This window comes from Hydrococcus rivularis NIES-593 (genome assembly GCF_001904635.1).
GTDB classification, from domain to species: domain Bacteria; phylum Cyanobacteriota; class Cyanobacteriia; order Cyanobacteriales; family Microcystaceae; genus Hydrococcus; species Hydrococcus rivularis.
The window spans coordinates 36075-51022 of record NZ_MRCB01000018.1 but is presented as its reverse complement, the minus strand read 5'-3'; the positions used below and the strand labels follow the sequence as shown (position 1 = coordinate 51022).

The 14948-nt window shown below is 46.6% G+C and carries 21 protein-coding genes and 2 pseudogenes; 8 read left to right on the top strand and 15 right to left on the bottom strand.

Annotated features, from left to right (window positions below; genetic code table 11):
* The first annotated feature begins 9 nt into the window (after positions 1-9).
* Together NIES593_RS14945 and NIES593_RS24260 are read left to right on the top strand one after the other, a co-directional pair.
* The gene (locus NIES593_RS14945; protein WP_073600341.1) at positions 10-990 is read left to right on the top strand and encodes a CHAD domain-containing protein; all 981 of its coding nucleotides are present in this window, start codon (positions 10-12) and stop codon (positions 988-990) included.
* A 215-nt stretch (positions 991-1205) separates the two neighbouring features.
* On the top strand, positions 1206-1367 hold the full coding sequence (locus NIES593_RS24260; protein WP_175561146.1) for a hypothetical protein: 162 nt from the start codon (positions 1206-1208) through the stop codon (positions 1365-1367).
* Here NIES593_RS24260 and NIES593_RS14940 read toward each other — a convergent pair.
* From NIES593_RS14940 to NIES593_RS14895, 10 genes and pseudogenes are all read right to left on the bottom strand, one after another.
* The gene (locus tag NIES593_RS14940; RefSeq protein ID WP_073600340.1) at positions 1357-2154 is read right to left on the bottom strand and encodes a F0F1 ATP synthase subunit B family protein; all 798 of its coding nucleotides are present in this window, start codon (positions 2152-2154) and stop codon (positions 1357-1359) included. The genes NIES593_RS24260 and NIES593_RS14940 overlap by 11 nt on opposite strands.
* 3 nt (positions 2155-2157) lie before the next feature.
* The gene (locus NIES593_RS14935) at positions 2158-2436 is read right to left on the bottom strand and encodes a F0F1 ATP synthase subunit C (RefSeq protein WP_073600339.1); all 279 of its coding nucleotides are present in this window, start codon (positions 2434-2436) and stop codon (positions 2158-2160) included.
* Positions 2437-2447: 11 nt separating this feature from the next.
* The gene (locus NIES593_RS14930; protein WP_073600338.1) at positions 2448-3203 is read right to left on the bottom strand and encodes a F0F1 ATP synthase subunit A; all 756 of its coding nucleotides are present in this window, start codon (positions 3201-3203) and stop codon (positions 2448-2450) included.
* 4 nt (positions 3204-3207) lie between these two features.
* Positions 3208-3510 (bottom strand): ATP synthase subunit I, encoded by a 303-nt coding sequence (locus NIES593_RS14925; RefSeq protein ID WP_073600337.1) that lies wholly within the window; start codon positions 3508-3510, stop codon positions 3208-3210.
* Positions 3503-3856, bottom strand: coding sequence for an AtpZ/AtpI family protein (locus NIES593_RS14920; protein WP_217651922.1), 354 nt, complete (start codon positions 3854-3856; stop codon positions 3503-3505). The genes NIES593_RS14925 and NIES593_RS14920 overlap by 8 nt, the downstream gene beginning before the upstream one ends.
* Complete coding sequence (locus NIES593_RS14915; RefSeq protein ID WP_073600335.1) at positions 3853-4236, bottom strand: F0F1 ATP synthase subunit epsilon; 384 nt, start codon at positions 4234-4236, stop codon at positions 3853-3855. The genes NIES593_RS14920 and NIES593_RS14915 overlap by 4 nt, the downstream gene beginning before the upstream one ends.
* Before the next feature lie 36 nt (positions 4237-4272).
* Positions 4273-5440: pseudogene (locus tag NIES593_RS14910) on the bottom strand (RNA-guided endonuclease InsQ/TnpB family protein).
* Positions 5441-5468: 28 nt separating this feature from the next.
* A pseudogene (locus NIES593_RS25615) lies at positions 5469-5765 on the bottom strand (IS607 family transposase); the annotation flags it as partial.
* A gap of 45 nt (positions 5766-5810) precedes the next feature.
* Entirely contained in the window at positions 5811-7127 is a 1317-nt protein-coding gene (locus tag NIES593_RS14900) for a permease (protein WP_073600333.1), read from the bottom strand.
* Between the two features lie 235 nt (positions 7128-7362).
* Positions 7363-7608, bottom strand: coding sequence for a thioredoxin family protein (locus NIES593_RS14895; RefSeq protein WP_073600332.1), 246 nt, complete (start codon positions 7606-7608; stop codon positions 7363-7365).
* A 97-nt stretch (positions 7609-7705) separates the two neighbouring features.
* Between NIES593_RS14895 and NIES593_RS14890 the strand changes: the two genes are divergently transcribed.
* Positions 7706-8017 (top strand): YnfA family protein, encoded by a 312-nt coding sequence (locus NIES593_RS14890; protein ID WP_217651927.1) that lies wholly within the window; start codon positions 7706-7708, stop codon positions 8015-8017.
* 77 nt (positions 8018-8094) lie between these two features.
* Here the strand turns inward: NIES593_RS14890 and NIES593_RS14885 are convergent, their stop codons facing one another.
* From NIES593_RS14885 to NIES593_RS14865, 5 genes are all read right to left on the bottom strand, one after another.
* Entirely contained in the window at positions 8095-8517 is a 423-nt protein-coding gene (locus NIES593_RS14885) for a heavy metal-responsive transcriptional regulator (protein WP_073600331.1), read from the bottom strand.
* A gap of 156 nt (positions 8518-8673) precedes the next feature.
* Positions 8674-8994, bottom strand: coding sequence for an ArsR/SmtB family transcription factor (locus NIES593_RS14880; protein ID WP_073600330.1), 321 nt, complete (start codon positions 8992-8994; stop codon positions 8674-8676).
* A 132-nt stretch (positions 8995-9126) separates the two neighbouring features.
* Positions 9127-9489: a response regulator gene (locus NIES593_RS14875; protein ID WP_073600329.1), complete on the bottom strand. Its 363-nt coding sequence runs from the start codon at positions 9487-9489 to the stop codon at positions 9127-9129.
* 61 nt (positions 9490-9550) lie between these two features.
* On the bottom strand, positions 9551-10393 hold the full coding sequence (locus NIES593_RS14870) for a ComEC/Rec2 family competence protein (protein ID WP_073600328.1): 843 nt from the start codon (positions 10391-10393) through the stop codon (positions 9551-9553).
* Between the two features lie 27 nt (positions 10394-10420).
* Positions 10421-10642, bottom strand: a complete 222-nt coding sequence (locus tag NIES593_RS14865) for a hypothetical protein (protein ID WP_073600327.1) — start codon at positions 10640-10642, stop codon at positions 10421-10423.
* Positions 10643-10963: 321 nt separating this feature from the next.
* On the opposite strand from NIES593_RS14865, the gene NIES593_RS14860 reads away from it, so the two are divergent.
* The 5 genes from NIES593_RS14860 (at position 10964) to NIES593_RS14845 (ending at position 14935) form a co-directional block, all read left to right on the top strand.
* Positions 10964-12625 carry a SulP family inorganic anion transporter gene (locus tag NIES593_RS14860; protein ID WP_073600326.1) on the top strand — a complete coding sequence of 554 codons (1662 nt, stop codon included), beginning with the start codon at positions 10964-10966 and terminating at the stop codon, positions 12623-12625.
* A 94-nt stretch (positions 12626-12719) separates the two neighbouring features.
* Positions 12720-12884, top strand: a complete 165-nt coding sequence (locus tag NIES593_RS24255; protein ID WP_175561145.1) for a hypothetical protein — start codon at positions 12720-12722, stop codon at positions 12882-12884.
* A gap of 11 nt (positions 12885-12895) precedes the next feature.
* Complete coding sequence (locus tag NIES593_RS14855; RefSeq protein ID WP_217651918.1) at positions 12896-13513, top strand: carbonic anhydrase; 618 nt, start codon at positions 12896-12898, stop codon at positions 13511-13513.
* On the top strand, positions 13500-13751 hold the full coding sequence (locus NIES593_RS14850; RefSeq protein WP_073600325.1) for a thioredoxin family protein: 252 nt from the start codon (positions 13500-13502) through the stop codon (positions 13749-13751). The genes NIES593_RS14855 and NIES593_RS14850 overlap by 14 nt, the downstream gene beginning before the upstream one ends.
* 185 nt (positions 13752-13936) lie before the next feature.
* Positions 13937-14935, top strand: a complete 999-nt coding sequence (locus tag NIES593_RS14845; RefSeq protein WP_073600324.1) for a LysR family transcriptional regulator — start codon at positions 13937-13939, stop codon at positions 14933-14935.
* Positions 14936-14948 lie beyond the last annotated feature (13 nt).

Here is a 14948-nt window from a genome sequence, read left to right as displayed (position 1 = left end):
GGTTAGATAATGAAAAAATATTTAGATCGCGAAGCAAAAACTTTTGGCGACTGGGCATATTTAGCGATCGCTAAACACTTTAATAAAATCCTCAAACACGAAAATGAAGTTCTCAAAGACAAAGATCCAGAAGAATTACATCAAATGCGGGTAGGAATGCGACGCTTGAGAAGCGCGATCGTTGGATTTTCTCCCGCTTTAAATTTCCCTAAAAATGCAGATGAAAAAAAGGTCGGTCAAGTCGCGCGAATCCTAGGAAAATTGCGAGACATTGATGTTTTAGGAGATATTCTCAAACATTGGTATCAGTCGGATTTACCCCAAAACGAAAAAAAACAACTAGACAAAGCCTTAGAGGTTTTGACCAAGCAACGAAAATCTACTTTCAAACAAGTTAGAGAAATTTTAGAAGATCGAATTTATATTAACCTCAAAGAAGCTTTTCAAAATTGGTTAGAAAATCCTACCTATCAAGAAATTGCCGAGATTGATATCAATAACATTTTACCCGATCTCTTGTTGCCTCAAATTAGCAAATTGCTACTGAATCCAGGTTGGTTAGTAGGGATAAAATTTCAAGAGGGAGAAGTTAAATTTCCTGATGAATGGGACAAGAAACAAGTAGAAGAAATTTTAAATCGTCAAGGTACAATGCTTCATGATTTGAGAAAAGAAGCCAAGCGATCGCGCTATAACATGGAACTATTTACCCAGTTTTATAGCGACGCTTATCAAAATTATGTCAAAGATATCAAAGATTTACAAACTGTGCTTGGCGATATGCAAGATAGTTTTATTTTAGCAGAGTTTATCACCGAAGTATTTGAAAAAGATTATTCTACTAAAATGCCAACTCTTACTGAGAAACTAGCAGACATTCGCTACCATAAATGGCAAGAATGGAAAGAATTGCAGCGTAAATTTCTCAATTCTAAAAATCGAAAAGATTTACACCTAACCGTGCTGCGATCGAGCCAAGTAACCACTTAATAATATCAAATCTGTTTAATTAGTCATAATACGTAGTGCGACCAACAGGAGTCGCGAGCGGGACTTGTTATTGTGGTCGTTCAACCAGATTTGATACGATCGGAGGCTGTTTTAAAAAAAAATAAAGAAGGCAGACAAGAGAGATATCTTGCACTTCGTCATGTTGAGAGTAGCGATAGCGAAGCAAAACATCTTATCCCATTTTTCATTCATTAATGATAGAGATAGTCGATCGCCCTCACCCCCAACCCCTCTCCCAAATAGGGAGAGGGGTGAAGAATGTCGATCGCGAAAACATAAAAATTGGTATTATATCGTTTCTCTTTAATCTTGCTACAGATGAGGAGAGTAGGTCAATGGCGAGCATTACTTCATGATTTCCCTAATTTTCTTGTCAGTCTTTTGGGCAAAAACAGCAGACAAGTTATTTTCCAAGCTAGCTAAGTAATTCTCCAGACTCCAGGCAAGCTTGCAACCTGCCGATCTTAGCTCGATGCCGCAGATTAAGTCCTCCGTCGTCTCAAACCGCAGCCTGACATCGTTAGGTAGCTGTTCCCGCAATACCTGGGCAATATCCTGTCGCAAGGCTTCCGGGAGCGCAAAACTACTTGCTACCACTACCTCCGGGGCATTGTGGTTTCTGGGAGAAGCAACGCTACAAAGCGCCTGTCGCTCTTCCCCAGTCAGTTTCTGGATGCGCCGTAGGAAAACCGCGATCGCCTGTTGCTCTAGATCGGCATCGGCTAAGTCCCGCAAGGCTTGGCGGATTGCAGTCTGAATCTCCTGAAGCGATCGATAGCGCAACTCTCGCAGAAAAGCACTTTGCTGGCGTTGGATCGCCTCGTGCCAGCGAGATTGCATGGCATTTACTTCGTCGCGGACATTTTGTAACAAAACCTCTCGCATTTGCTCTACTTCGGCTTTCATTTGGGCGATCGCGGCTTCTCGCTGTTCGACCAACGCCTGTTGCAGTTGGCGATAGCGATCGCTTTCTTGTTCGGCAATTCGTACTTTCTCTCGCGCTTCTTGCATGTAGCCAGCGATTTTTTGCTCCCGTCGCTCCATCGCTCGCACGATCGGACCGTAGAGAAAGCGCTTGAGCAGTGCCAGCAAAATCAGAAAATTGACGATCTGGGCGACAAGGGTAAACCAGTCGATTTGCACGGATCAGCCTCCCGCCTTAGTCGTCACGTAATTCCAGAAGGGATTGGCAAAAATTAAAATCAGGCTGATGACGAAGCAGTAAATCCCAGTTGTTTCGATAAAGGCTACGCCGACAAACAAGGTGCGAGTGATAGTATTGGCTTCATCGGGCTGCTGCGCCAGAGAAATCAATGCCTGGGCGACTGCCCTCGCTTCTCCCAGGGCGGGTCCCACCGAACCGACCGCCATCGTCAATCCGGCTGTAAAAATCGATACCATTCCGATCAGACTAATATTATCCATGCGATATATTTTTATTGAGAAGGCTGGCGCGATCGCCCTTGAGGGCGCTGCCCGGAGGGCAATCGCCGTCCCGTTTCATCCTGTACCTGGCTGGCTGCGGCAATGTACACGCAGGCGAGGACGGAAAAAATATAAGCTTGCAGCACTCCGGTTAACAATCCCAATGCCTGCATGAGAATCGGGAAAAATAGTGGCGTGAGGGATAGCAAGATCGCCGCGACAGTCGAACCGCTCATCACGTTGCCGAAGAGCCGCACTGCCAGTGCCAGGGTGCGCGACAACTCTCCAATAATATTAAAGGGTAACATCAAGGGACTCGGCTCTAAATACTGTTTTAAGTATCTGACCAACCCCTGTCGGCGAATGCCATAAAAAGGAACGGCAACGAAGACGCAGATTGCCAGGGCTGCCGTAGTAGAAATCGAACCCGTTGGCGGTTGATAGCCGGGTACGATACTCAAAATATTGCAGGCAGCAATGAAAATAAAAAGCGTGCCGAGAAAGGGCAAATAAGGATCTGGATCGGACAAGCCGATTTGACGAATTTGCTCTCTAATCCCTTCTACCAAAACTTCCAGGAGATTTTGTCCCCGCGACAAGCGCTCACCGCAGGTGCGCCTCCGGCGATCGCCATTAGATAGTCGGCGCGTTATCAGCCAAGAGCCAAATACCAACAGAACCATCACCAGCCAAGTAAATAGCAGCGTGGCATTCAACTTCACCGCTCCCCATTGCCAGATAATTATCGCATCGGGAGTAATCTGCATCGTTTTACCTGGGACGACCGAGAACAGAGACCTTGCGTCCTTTAACCTGCAAGCGGCGTATCATTAAGTTTCGCACCCACAGGAAAGTCAGCAGGCAAGCCAAGAGTCGTTCCCAATGGCTGCCCATAATCAGATAAAAGCCGACCAGGACAACGCCCAGCCGTACCAAAAGACTGCCTAGCGTCCAAGCGATCGGATGGCGCGTCGTTGGCAACTGCTTTACCGTCAGCCACAAACCGCCGAAGTAAAATAAACCCAGTCCGCTCCCTGCTGCTAGAGCAAAAGTTAAGGGAAAAAGTTCATTCATTATCTTGTCTGTCCTCCTCGTCAGTTCGCTGTATCGATGCCTGCTCGCGAGTTACCCACTGCCAAGCATTCAGACAGCCCAGAATTAACCCCGCAAACATGAGCGTCAGCGTCCAAGAAAAGCGACTGGGCATTCGCCTATCGAGCCAAATTCCTAGCGCCACTCCCAGCAAAGTCGGCACGACTACCGACCAGCCGATCAGTCCCAGCAGACCCAACCCAAACCAGACGCTCTTGCTCTTTTCTCGCCTAGCTCTCAGCTTGTGCTTCTCCTTGACTCCTACCTTGTGGGTAAAGTCTCTCTGGAGTTGGTGTCGGTTTTTGGGAACTTCAGGATCGTCCATCATTCCTCTAGCTCGATAAAGTGCCGGATAACGCTGGCTTCGAGTTTTGCCAGAGCCGAACGAGCTAACTTTTCTCGCTCGTCGATCGCGCGAAACTGGCTGGCAACCGTGTCCCGCAACGTTCCTAGATTGTCGCCCAGCACTGCCTGTCGAGTTGATACTAGCACTTGGGTGCCGCACTTTACCAGAATGCCTTCGTCCACAGCGAGAAATTTTTCCTGTCCCCGAACAGAAACAAAGGATAGCAGCCCCGGAACCAAAGCGCTAACCCAGTCAATGTGATGGGGTAGCAGGCAAAAGGAACCGTTTTCCGCCTCTGCAATGATTTTGGTGACTTCTTCATCCACCAGAATTTTCGTTGGGAGCATAACCTTGAGTCTCATCTTAACTTCTCAACCGCTCTTGAGAACCTATGATAATCACACTAATCTGTAACTATCTGTCTCATTCTTGTTTCTCAACAGTCCTTCAACCTGGGTTGAAGGTTTGTGTACTGCTCCACAAGCGATGACGGTAGAGCTTACCGCCAGAGATGCTAGGTTAAGACTTGCGTTGAAGTCGCGGTCTAAGCTCATCTCACACTTTTGACAATTGAATATACGTTCTTGGAGAGGCATCTTCTGACGATGCCCACATCTAGAACACAACTGACTAGAAGGATAGTATCTATCAGCTATGATTAATTTCGTGTCATACAACTTAGATTTATATTCCAGTTGACGACGACATTCAGATAAACCACTATCAGCTATTGCATTAGCTAAGCGATGGTTTCTAAGCATTCCGCTAACATTCAAATCCTCAATAACTATGGTTCCGTGGTTCTTGGTTAACCATGATGTGAGTTGATGAATGGTGTCTTTACGAATGCAACTAATTCGATAGTGAAGTTTAGCAACAGCCAAACCAGCTTTCTTACGATTGTTAGAGCCTTTAACCTTACGACTAAAGGTGCGTTGTAACTTAGCTAGCTTCCGCTTTAATCTTCTATACGCTCTAGGGTTTTCAAAAGTAGTTCCGTCGGAGCATACAGCCAATGACTTAACACCTAAGTCAATACCTATGACGTTACTTGTTTTAATAGGTACTGGTGGTGTATGGTCAAGCTTGAAAGCAACAAACCAACGGTTAGCTTGACGAGTTAGTCTAACATTCTTAATAATTCCAGTTGGTAAGGTCTCATAAGTCTTGACCCAACCTATTACAGGTAATCGAATACGGTTAGACTCAACCTTGATAGAACCTTCAAGATAAAAGCCATCTTTGCGATACTTCTTCTTGAATTTAGGCGGTTTAGCTATCTTTTTAAAACATCTATCCCAAGCTAATCTAAGGTCTCGTAGAGCTTGCTGTGGAGCGCATTTAGATGACTTATAAAGCCATTGGTTAACTGATTTAACCTCAGCCACAAATCTTTTATGAAGGTCAATAGCTGTTGGGAATGTCTGGATTAGTTTTATTGTGGTCGAGAATTTCTTTAGTAACAGCTAGTCCCCAGTTGAAGGCGAATCTAGCACAACCAGCGTGTTGAGCCATTTTTGACTGTTGTTTGTTATTTAGTTGTAATTCAGTCTTAAAGCTCAACATTTTTCTTGGTTTCCTCAAACAGTTTGTCACCTTCTTCAGTAATAACTTCTGATTTCCAACCTTTAGCAGCACAATATGTCTCCAACATTGTTTGCTGTCTATCTAGGTCAGATCTCTGGTCAGAACTACTAACTCTCGCATAACATACAGTAGGCGAATCTCCATCGCCAAGAGCCAAGAGTTTCGCAGCATCATAAAAGCGAGTACCACCTTTAGTTTTCCTATCTGGTAGTAACTCACCTGTCTTTGCCCACTTACGCAACGTTTCTACTGATACGCCTAGCAAGTTAGCTGCTGCTTCAATCTTGACAAATCTGTTTTCCAGAGTTAGAGATTATAAGAGATTTTACGAGATTTTAGCTAACTGTTTCTAGCCCCAGATAGCCCCGTAAGCCATCCCTGTAATCGTTGCCATGACGACGACTAACGAGATAAAGACGACGGTTTTCTGCGTTCCCATGATGCTGCGGATGACCAGCATATTCGGCAGCGACAGCGCCGGACCCGCCAACAAAAGTGCCAGGGCTGGACCCTGCCCCATGCCACTGCCAATCAACCCTTGGAGGATGGGAACTTCTGTGAGGGTGGCAAAGTACATGAAGGCTCCCGCGAAAGCAGCGAAGAAGTTAGACAGCAGCGAGTTCCCGCCAACTGCCAGCGTTACCCATTCTGAAGGAATCAAGGCTTCGTGACCGGGACGACCGAGCAATGCTCCCGCCACCAGCACTCCCATCAGTAAAAGGGGCAAAATCTGCTTGGCAAAGTCCCAGGAAGAGGAAAACCATTCCCCGGCTTCGTCTTTGTTGGTGCTGGTGAGCCAGGAAAGACCGACAACTCCGGCAGCAAAGGGAATCAGTGGCTCCTGGGAAAAGCGCAGGGCAAGAATCGCGGTAACGCCTGCGATTAAGATAACCTTACCGGCATTTAACTGAAACCAGAAGATGAGGATTGCTGCTAGAGCGATCGCCAATAACCCTGTAATTAACCACTTAACTGCATAGATGCTAGCCCAGAGTCCTACAGGTGCGCCAGGTTTTGCCCAGTTAGCAAACACCAAAATGCCCACCAAGACGGCAAAGAATAGCACGTTTTGCCACAGAGGGCGAGCTACTTCGGGTTCTGGCATTCCCGCTTGGGCTTCGATTTTCTCCAGTTCTTCCTTGCGGAAAATGAACGCCATTGCCAAGCCAATGATAATGCTGAAGAGAATTGCCCCGACTGCTCTGGCGATCCCCAGTTTCAGCCCTAATACCCGCGCCGTGAGAATGATTGCCAAGATGTTAATCGCCGGACCAGAATAGAGAAAGGCGGTGGCGGGTCCCAATCCCGCACCCATGCGATAAATTCCGGCAAACAACGGCAGTACGGTACAGGAACAGACCGCTAAAATCGTTCCCGAAATCGAGGCTACGCCATAGGCGAGTACCTTGTTTGCCCTGGCTCCCAGGTACTTCATTACCGACTCTTGGGAGATGAAAACCGCGATCGCTCCGGCAATGAAAAACGCTGGGATCAGACACAGCAAAACGTGTTCTCGAGCATACCAGCGCACCAGATACAGCGATTCAAAGAAGGCATTTCTCAGCCGTTCGGAATTGGCGATCGCTTCTACGGGCAGGTAAAAACAGACCAGAAAAACTGCCACAATCAGGGCAAGGGGTTTCCATTCTTCTTTCCAAAAATGCATCGTTGCTCCTCCTTGTTTTAGTTACGGTGTACACACAAGTCGATCTGTCTATCGATTTGCTTAAAATCGAAGCCCCCAAACCCCCAATTCTGGGGGCTTTGAGAATCAATTTGTGACTCTTGCTCCCCCAAATTTGGGGGCTGGGGGGCAATTTGGCAGGGACTTTGGCTAGATTGGTTCACTTGTGTGTACATGGCAGCCTTGCTTTGCGGAGTAAATTGTGCCAGCGATCGCGTTACTTAGTCGGCAACAAGGGTTGGATTTCTTCCGGCGCGATGACCTTGCCCTGACTGACGACTTTGCCTTCGATGGCTAGGGCTGGAGTCCGCATTACGCCGCGTTTGATAATTTCCATCGTGTCGGTGATGTGTTGTACTTCCGCTTCCAGACCAGCCGCCGCGATCGCTTCTTTAGCATTGGCTTCTAGCTGGTGGCATTTCTTACAACCCGTACCTAAAATTTCAACTTTAATAGTATTCATAGTCTTAGATCTCCTGCGATGCAACTGATAATTGAAAAAGCTGCTAAAATGAACGGTCTGTAACCTCAAAGGACAGATAATGGATGTAGCGTGATCGCTGGTTTATTTCATCCTAGCGGGACTGTGTGAAATCGGAGGCGGTTATTTAGTTTGGCTGTGGCTGCGGGAAGGCAGAAGTTTCCATTTTGCGCTTCTGGGTTGGGTAATTTTGATGCTTTACGGCATTGTCCCCACTCTACAACCCGCCCACTTTGGGCGAGTTTATGCTGCTTATAGCGGATTTTTCATTCTCTTGTCCCTCCTGTGGGGTTGGCAGATCGATCGCATTCCTCCCGATCGCTTTGATGTCATCGGCTGTGCGATCGTTTTGTTAGGCGTGGGAGTTATTATGTATTTTCCCAGAGGGTAAAAATAGAGTTGCTCAAGCCAATGGTTTTCAGCATTGTTTCGGAACCTTTTCAGATACAATTTTTAGTCCCAGCATGACTACTTAGGGTAATTTCTCGCCGCCGCAGCTTCTTCTAGCACGACACACTCTTGAGTGAGTTCGGCGCGATCGCGGTTTTGGCGACAGCGATTTAATAGCGGTAAAAGTTCCTGGCGCAACGCTTGTAAATGGCGAATATTTTGGTCGATCTGCTCTAATTTTTTCAGGAGTCGCTCGTAGAGTGCTTGACAAGTCAGCGATCGCCCGTTTTTGAGTGCCAGAATCTCGCGAATTTCCTCCAGGGTTAAGCCCAGGGACTTAGCGCGAGTGATGAAAGCGAGGCGATCGACATCTTCTTGACTGAAGAGACGGTAGCCCGACTCCGTGCGCTGCGGCGGCACGATCAGTCCGATCCGCTCCCAGAAGTAGATAGTTTGGGGATTCAATCCCAACTGGCGGGCAACTTCACTGATGTGTAGCATCTTAAGTTGGATATTTATTTCTGTTGTCTTCATGGTAAACCTTATACCTTGGTATAAGGTCAAGGGTTGCCACAAAGTTCCGCTTTTTCCAACATGCGACAGCCGATGAATGAGACGCGATCGCTATCGCAGCGTATCTAAAAATACAGTTCTCACTTATTCCATTTGTTCTAAGGTATCGCGCATCTCTACTAGATGGTTGTTAAACACCTCCAAGGCGGCATCGAGTACCTTAAAAAGTGCTGGATCTCTCACCGAATAAAAAACGTAGTTACCTTGCTTGCGGCTTGTGACTAGGTTGCGACTCCGCAGCACTGCCAGCTGCTGAGAGACTGAAGAAGGCTCGACATCGAGCCAATCGGCAATATAATTGACGCTTTGTTCGCCCAGCCGCAAGGTATCGAGAATCTGAATCCGGATTGGATTAGACAACACTTTAAAAAGATCGGCTTTAAAGTAACTGGGCTTAAATGTCATCTGAATATCTTCGTATCTTCAAAACTTTTATGTTAACTTAACATTTTAGGTTCTGATGTCACAAGCGATAGCTTGAATCGGGTCGCTTCCTTAATTTTTTTTAGGTTAGTAAACTGTGTTGCAGAAAAGTAGTTATTTGAGTTTAGTAGCAATAACTCGCAATAATTCGCTCGGTGAGACGAGTTTACTAAGATAGGCAGATGCTCCTAGCTTCATAGCGCGAGAATGGCTGTCGACATCTATGCGGCCTGCTAGAAAAACAAAAGGAATTTTAGAGGCAGTAGTGTCTGCCCGTAAGCTTTCTAGAACTTTATATCCATCTAATCCAGGGATTTCAACATCACAAAGAATTAAATCCGGATGCTTTTCTCGTGCGAGGTTGAGACCCTCTATGCCATTCTCGGCTTGAAGAACTTGATATTTATCAAACCGAAGCAATCTACAAATCTCGGCTCGGTAGAGGGGATGTTTCTCGATAATCAGAATCCTTTTCATATATCTCTCCTTGGCTTGACTAGAGATAAAAATGACTCCGAATAAGCGTTCTGATAAAACCTCAGTGCCGGTAAGCTTGAGACTGCGTTGTCACTTGTCGCAGCCTATCCAAATATTTTGAGATAGTAATGGTTCCATCATCGTAGGTAGTTAGCAGTTTTTTCTCGCAGACTCCGAATGAAGTCCCCTTGGCATGGCTATTATATCGATCGAGCATTAAGGGGGAAATGCGTCGATCTGACTCGTTCGAGATAATGATTAGCTCTGGTCTACAGTAGTCAAAAACTTCCGGGCAATACCCATCTTCTCGTCCGTGATTAGATGCTACAAAAATATTAACGCGACGCAGGCGATCGCGAAAGTCATTGCATTTGAGAAGGGCACGCCAGCCCTCTGTTTCGAGATCGCTAGGAAAGATAATGTTAATATCCCGATAGGACAGAAAAGTAACCAGGCTCAAGTTGTGGAGATCTTGAAAATCTCGGTTATGGTTCCAGAAAAACGAGAGACTGACCTCATCAATGGTCATCGTTTGACCGATCTTTTCACATTCTGGATGCAGTGCTGTTGTAAATGTTAGTGCATTGCCAAGCTGCCGATTGACACTCTTCAATCCAGGAAAGTGTTCGGGATTAATTGAGGGATTTGAGACGAAAAAATTGACGGGCAAGCCGTGTTTTAAACACTGGTCGAGTAAATCGGGGATGCCTGCCAAATGATCTTCGGTATAGGCAGAGACAATCAGGCAGTCTAGAGTCCTGAAATGCTTTTGAAAAATGTATTGTGAGGGTCTGAATCCGGTGCGAGAATTGTAACCGGAATCAATGACGATCGCGTGATGGTCGTGGCGATCGACCGCGGCGCAAAACCCGCGATCGACGTTAAAAATTTTGATGTCTAGCATTTCTTCTTTCCCCTTTGAGCCAAAGAATTATCGATCGACAACTGGTCGGTCGAACACGACGGCGTATGAAGCCTCTGGAAACCTCTGCGCTAGAAACCGCAAATGTGCTTCGGCAGCTGCGCGAGAAAGAAACCGGGCGATCGTGACGCGCTGAAAATTGGGAAGATGGCGGACAAGATACCAGAGGGGACGTGAAGCTTCAGTGCCATCGGACAAATTGCGCTCAATGCGATTAGTCTCAGTCTGCATATTTTATTGAGAGTTCAGGAATGTACGAGCATTAGCGTCGATGGCTAATGCTCGTGGGCATGGCAAATGCGGCAACTCAACTGAATGAAAGCTCTCAATCAATCGCTGCTTGCCATATCTTAACACGGGTGATAAATTATATGCAAGACTTTGCAGATTAATAGATACAAAGATAAACGATTACATAGATTTATAAATCTGACCGATGCCCTTCAAAGCAAGTTACTTCCGCCTGGTTGAAATTCGTAACAGTTTGGAGCAACTGGAAGGAGATCGGCAATTCCAATCAGTTTTAAATTGCAAGGAGGTTCATTGAACCCGATGACAGTAACAATTACTCTCAGTGGCGAGCAATGGTTGCGGTTCAGTCGCTTCTTTGCCCACTGGCGGGGCGACCTGACCGGAGGGCTGACGGCGGCAGTGGTTGCGCTTCCCCTGGCACTGGCATTTGCAGTAGCAAGTGGAGTAGAACCCAAAGCCGGACTCTATACGGCAATTGTGGCGGGAATTGTAGCGGCGGTATTTGGCGGCTCTCCCGTACAGATAACCGGACCAACTGGGGCGATGGCAGTTATCCTGGTAGGGATTGTTGCCAAGTACGGCATTGAGAAGGTATGGATAGCTGGGGTGATGGCTGGAATCATTCAAGTCGCCCTGGGAATTGCCAAATTAGGTCAACTGGTTAAATTTATTCCCTACCCCGTGACAGCAGGCTTTACCAACGGCATCGCTGTCATTATTTTTTGCGGTCAACTCAATAACTTTTTTGGGTTGCACTTACCGCGCAGCGAACATTTTCTGCCCGGACTCTGGGCAACTCTCACCCATCTGGACAACATCGATTGGGCAGCCGTAGTTGTAGCCGCTACGGTCATCGCGACCAAGTTATTTTGGGCAAGAATTACCACTGCCATTCCCGGTTCTCTGGTGGGATTGGTATTGGCAACCGGATTGGCTTCTTTATTCCACCTCAATGTTCCTACGATTGGCGAGATCCCTCAATCGCTGCCCCTGCCGCAAACCATTCCCCACTGGCAAGACTGGGGGCTGTTGCGAGAACTGATTAATCCAGCCCTTGCTTTAGCTGCACTAGGCAGTATCGAATCTTTACTGTCTGCTGTTGTCGCCGATGGCATGACGGTCAGCGAGAAGCACGACAGCAACCGCGAACTCATCGGTCAAGGACTGGCGAATATTGTGGTGCCTTTCTTTGGAGGAATTCCAGCCACTGGGGCGATCGCTCGCACGGCGGTCAATGTGCGCTCTGGAGGCAAAACCCGCCTCTCTGGAATCATTCATGGAGTAGCCTTAGCGTCGATCGTGCTGGCGTTGGCTCCTTTAGCCTCTCAAATTCCTCTGGCGGCACTAGCGGGGATTCTCATGGTGACTAGCGTTCGGATGATCGAGTGGGAAGCGATCGGCTTACTGGTGCGTGCCAGTTACGCCGACTTAGCCGTCATGCTGCTGACTTGGCTGGTTACGATTGGCTTCGACTTGATCCTCGCCGTGGAGGTAGGATTGATAGCGGCGGGAGCGTTATTGATTAAACGGATGAGCGACCTCAACTTAGCCAAAGTTCCCGAAACCGAAGCCTTTCCTCCGGGCGTACCGCTAGAACTGACTCAAGAAATTGCCGTCTACCGGGTTGATGGACCGCTATTTTTTGGGGCTGCCGAACGGTTTGTTACCTTTTTGCGGGATGAACCCCAAGTTAAGTATCTGATTTTGCGGATGCGGTTTGTGCCGAATATAGATACGACGGGTTTAGTTGCCCTAGAAGATATCTATCAGGATTTGACCCGTCGAAGATGTCGCTTGCTGCTCAGTGGTTTACAGCCTCAAGTTCAACAAAGATTAGAACGCAGTGGTTTGCTAGACAAGATCGGTCAAGAAAACTGTTTTGAGACTACTGATGCCGCTATTTGCTCGCTCAACCCAAATCTTGAAGAATGCCGCCAGCCATCCGCTTTGATGGAGCGGTAAAGAAAGTCCCTTGGTTCTTAGATTTTCTGCTTAGCCCTTCGATTGAGGGGAGTGAAACCATAACCCACATTAACTTTAATTAAGGAAAAAGTCCATGAAACGCCAAACCATTCTCAAATCTTTAACAGCTCTCTGGCAAGAACTTATTTCCCAGATAGGAGATTTGTACCAATTGCTATTCCCCAAAACAGCTTTGAACCTTCAAGAAGTGCCTGTGGAGACGAAATCGTTGACTCATAAAGGGTTTCTGGAGAGATAGAGCGAACAGCGATGGAGCAAATCTCTCCCACTTGTAAGTTAAAAGCCTGTCCCTGCGGTCAATCCCATCAAATGGCGAGACGCACGTTTATGCGATCGCTTCTGGCTGGGGCGATCGCTTTCCCTTTCCTCCCAGTTACTCAGCCTGCTATTGCCGCCGCTCATCAGCCTAAAGCTTTAGTGCTTAGTTGCATTGATTTCCGCTTTGTAACGGCATTACAACAGTTTTTAGAGCCAACTTTTGCCCAACAGTATGACTGGACGGCACTAGCCGGAGCTTCTTTGGCGCTAGCGGGCTTTCCCCATCAAGCGGATGCTGCTGCTTTTTGGGATCAACTGGATTTGTCCTATCGACTGCACCACGTTGAAAAGGTCATCATTTTCGACCATCAGGACTGTGGGGCTTATGCCAGTCTAATAGACCCTCAATTAAGTAAAAATCCTGACCGGGAAGAACAGGTTCACAAAGATTACTTAAATCGGGCTTACTCGGCAATTAAAAAACGCTACCCACAACTTAACGTCGAGCTTTATTTTCTTAAACTCGATCGAGAAGTTAAATCAATTCTCCCCGCGAATGAAATTCCCCAAATGGCTGAAAAGCTAAAAGTCAATTATGGATACGCTTAACATTGAAATTATTGGTTTAAATACCGAGAGTCGTCGTCTTCTGGAAAATAACGTTTGCACGGCTGTTGCCAAACTTGGCGTTCCCGCTAAGGTGAACTGTAATTCCGATCTCGGAGAAATAAATAGACGAAGACTTAGATGCACCCCAGCTTTAATCGTTAACGGTCAAATCATCTGTCAGGGGAAAATTCTTGCTTCCAAACAAATTCAATCCCTGCTCTTGGAGTCGATCGGCTAATCTGAAACTCGAACCGCTGTCAGAGGAAAGCTTTTTGCATGATGTCGTCTGATTTGACTTAAATCTCGGCGCAATTGTGATGTTTGTCTCGACTTTAACAACATTAATGTTGTTAAAGTAGAATATAACTTAAATTGAGCAACATCAATATTGTTAAAGTTTTTAAGATACAATCTGACAGCATCATGAAACCAAATTTCCCTGACAGTTTTCCAACCAATCCTCTCTGGAAATCAATTACGCTCAATCAATTACAGGTTTTTAAGACAACAGCGCAGCACAGTAGCTTCACTCATGCAGCCAAACAGTTATATCTTTCACAACCCACCGTATCTTCTCAAATCAAACATCTTTCCACTGCGCTCGGAATGCCCCTATTTGAGCAGGTAGGAAAGCAGGTATATTTGACACCAGCAGGTCAGGAAGTTTTCGATGCCTGTCAAATCATCTTTAAGCGACTGGAGCAGTTAGAGGCGAATCTAGCTGAGTTTAGAGGTATGGAACAGGGTCACTTGCGCCTAGCTGCGGCAACCACTGCGAAGTACTTTATTCCTAAGCTACTCAATTCCTTCTGCCAACGCTACCCCAATATCGGCATTTCTCTTGAGTTTACCAATCATAATGAGGTTTTAGAGCGGCTCAATAAAAACCTTGACGATCTCTATATCCTCAGTCGCTTGCCAGAACAAGAAAAAATTGAAGCAGAGTCATTTCTTTGTAATCCGTTAGTCTTAGTTGCGCCCAAACGCCATCCCCTAACACGCCAATGTCGTCTTCCTCTAGAGTCTCTAGAAAAGGAATCCTTGATCGTGAGAGAGCGAGGTTCTCAAACTCGCGAGTCAGTAGAACAGTTATTGCGCCAGCAGGGGGTCTCAGTACAGATCAAGCTAGAACTGAATAGTAATGAAGCTATCAAGCAGGCTGTTGTTGAAGGTTTGGGGCTAGCAGTTTTATCGCTGCATAGCCTGAGTGCCACTGACATGAATCAACTGGCAATTCTTAACGTAGAGGGCTTTCCCATTCATCGCCAATGGCACGTCATCTTCCTCAAGGAGAAAAAACTTTCGCTCGTTGCTCGTACCTTTCTGGATTATTTGCTCAAAGAAAGCCAGGGATATTGTCAGGCGTTCTCAAGTTTGGCTGGTAAGGGCATTGTCTTCCCCAGGGAACTCAAAGCTTCTTAAAAAATGAGAAAGA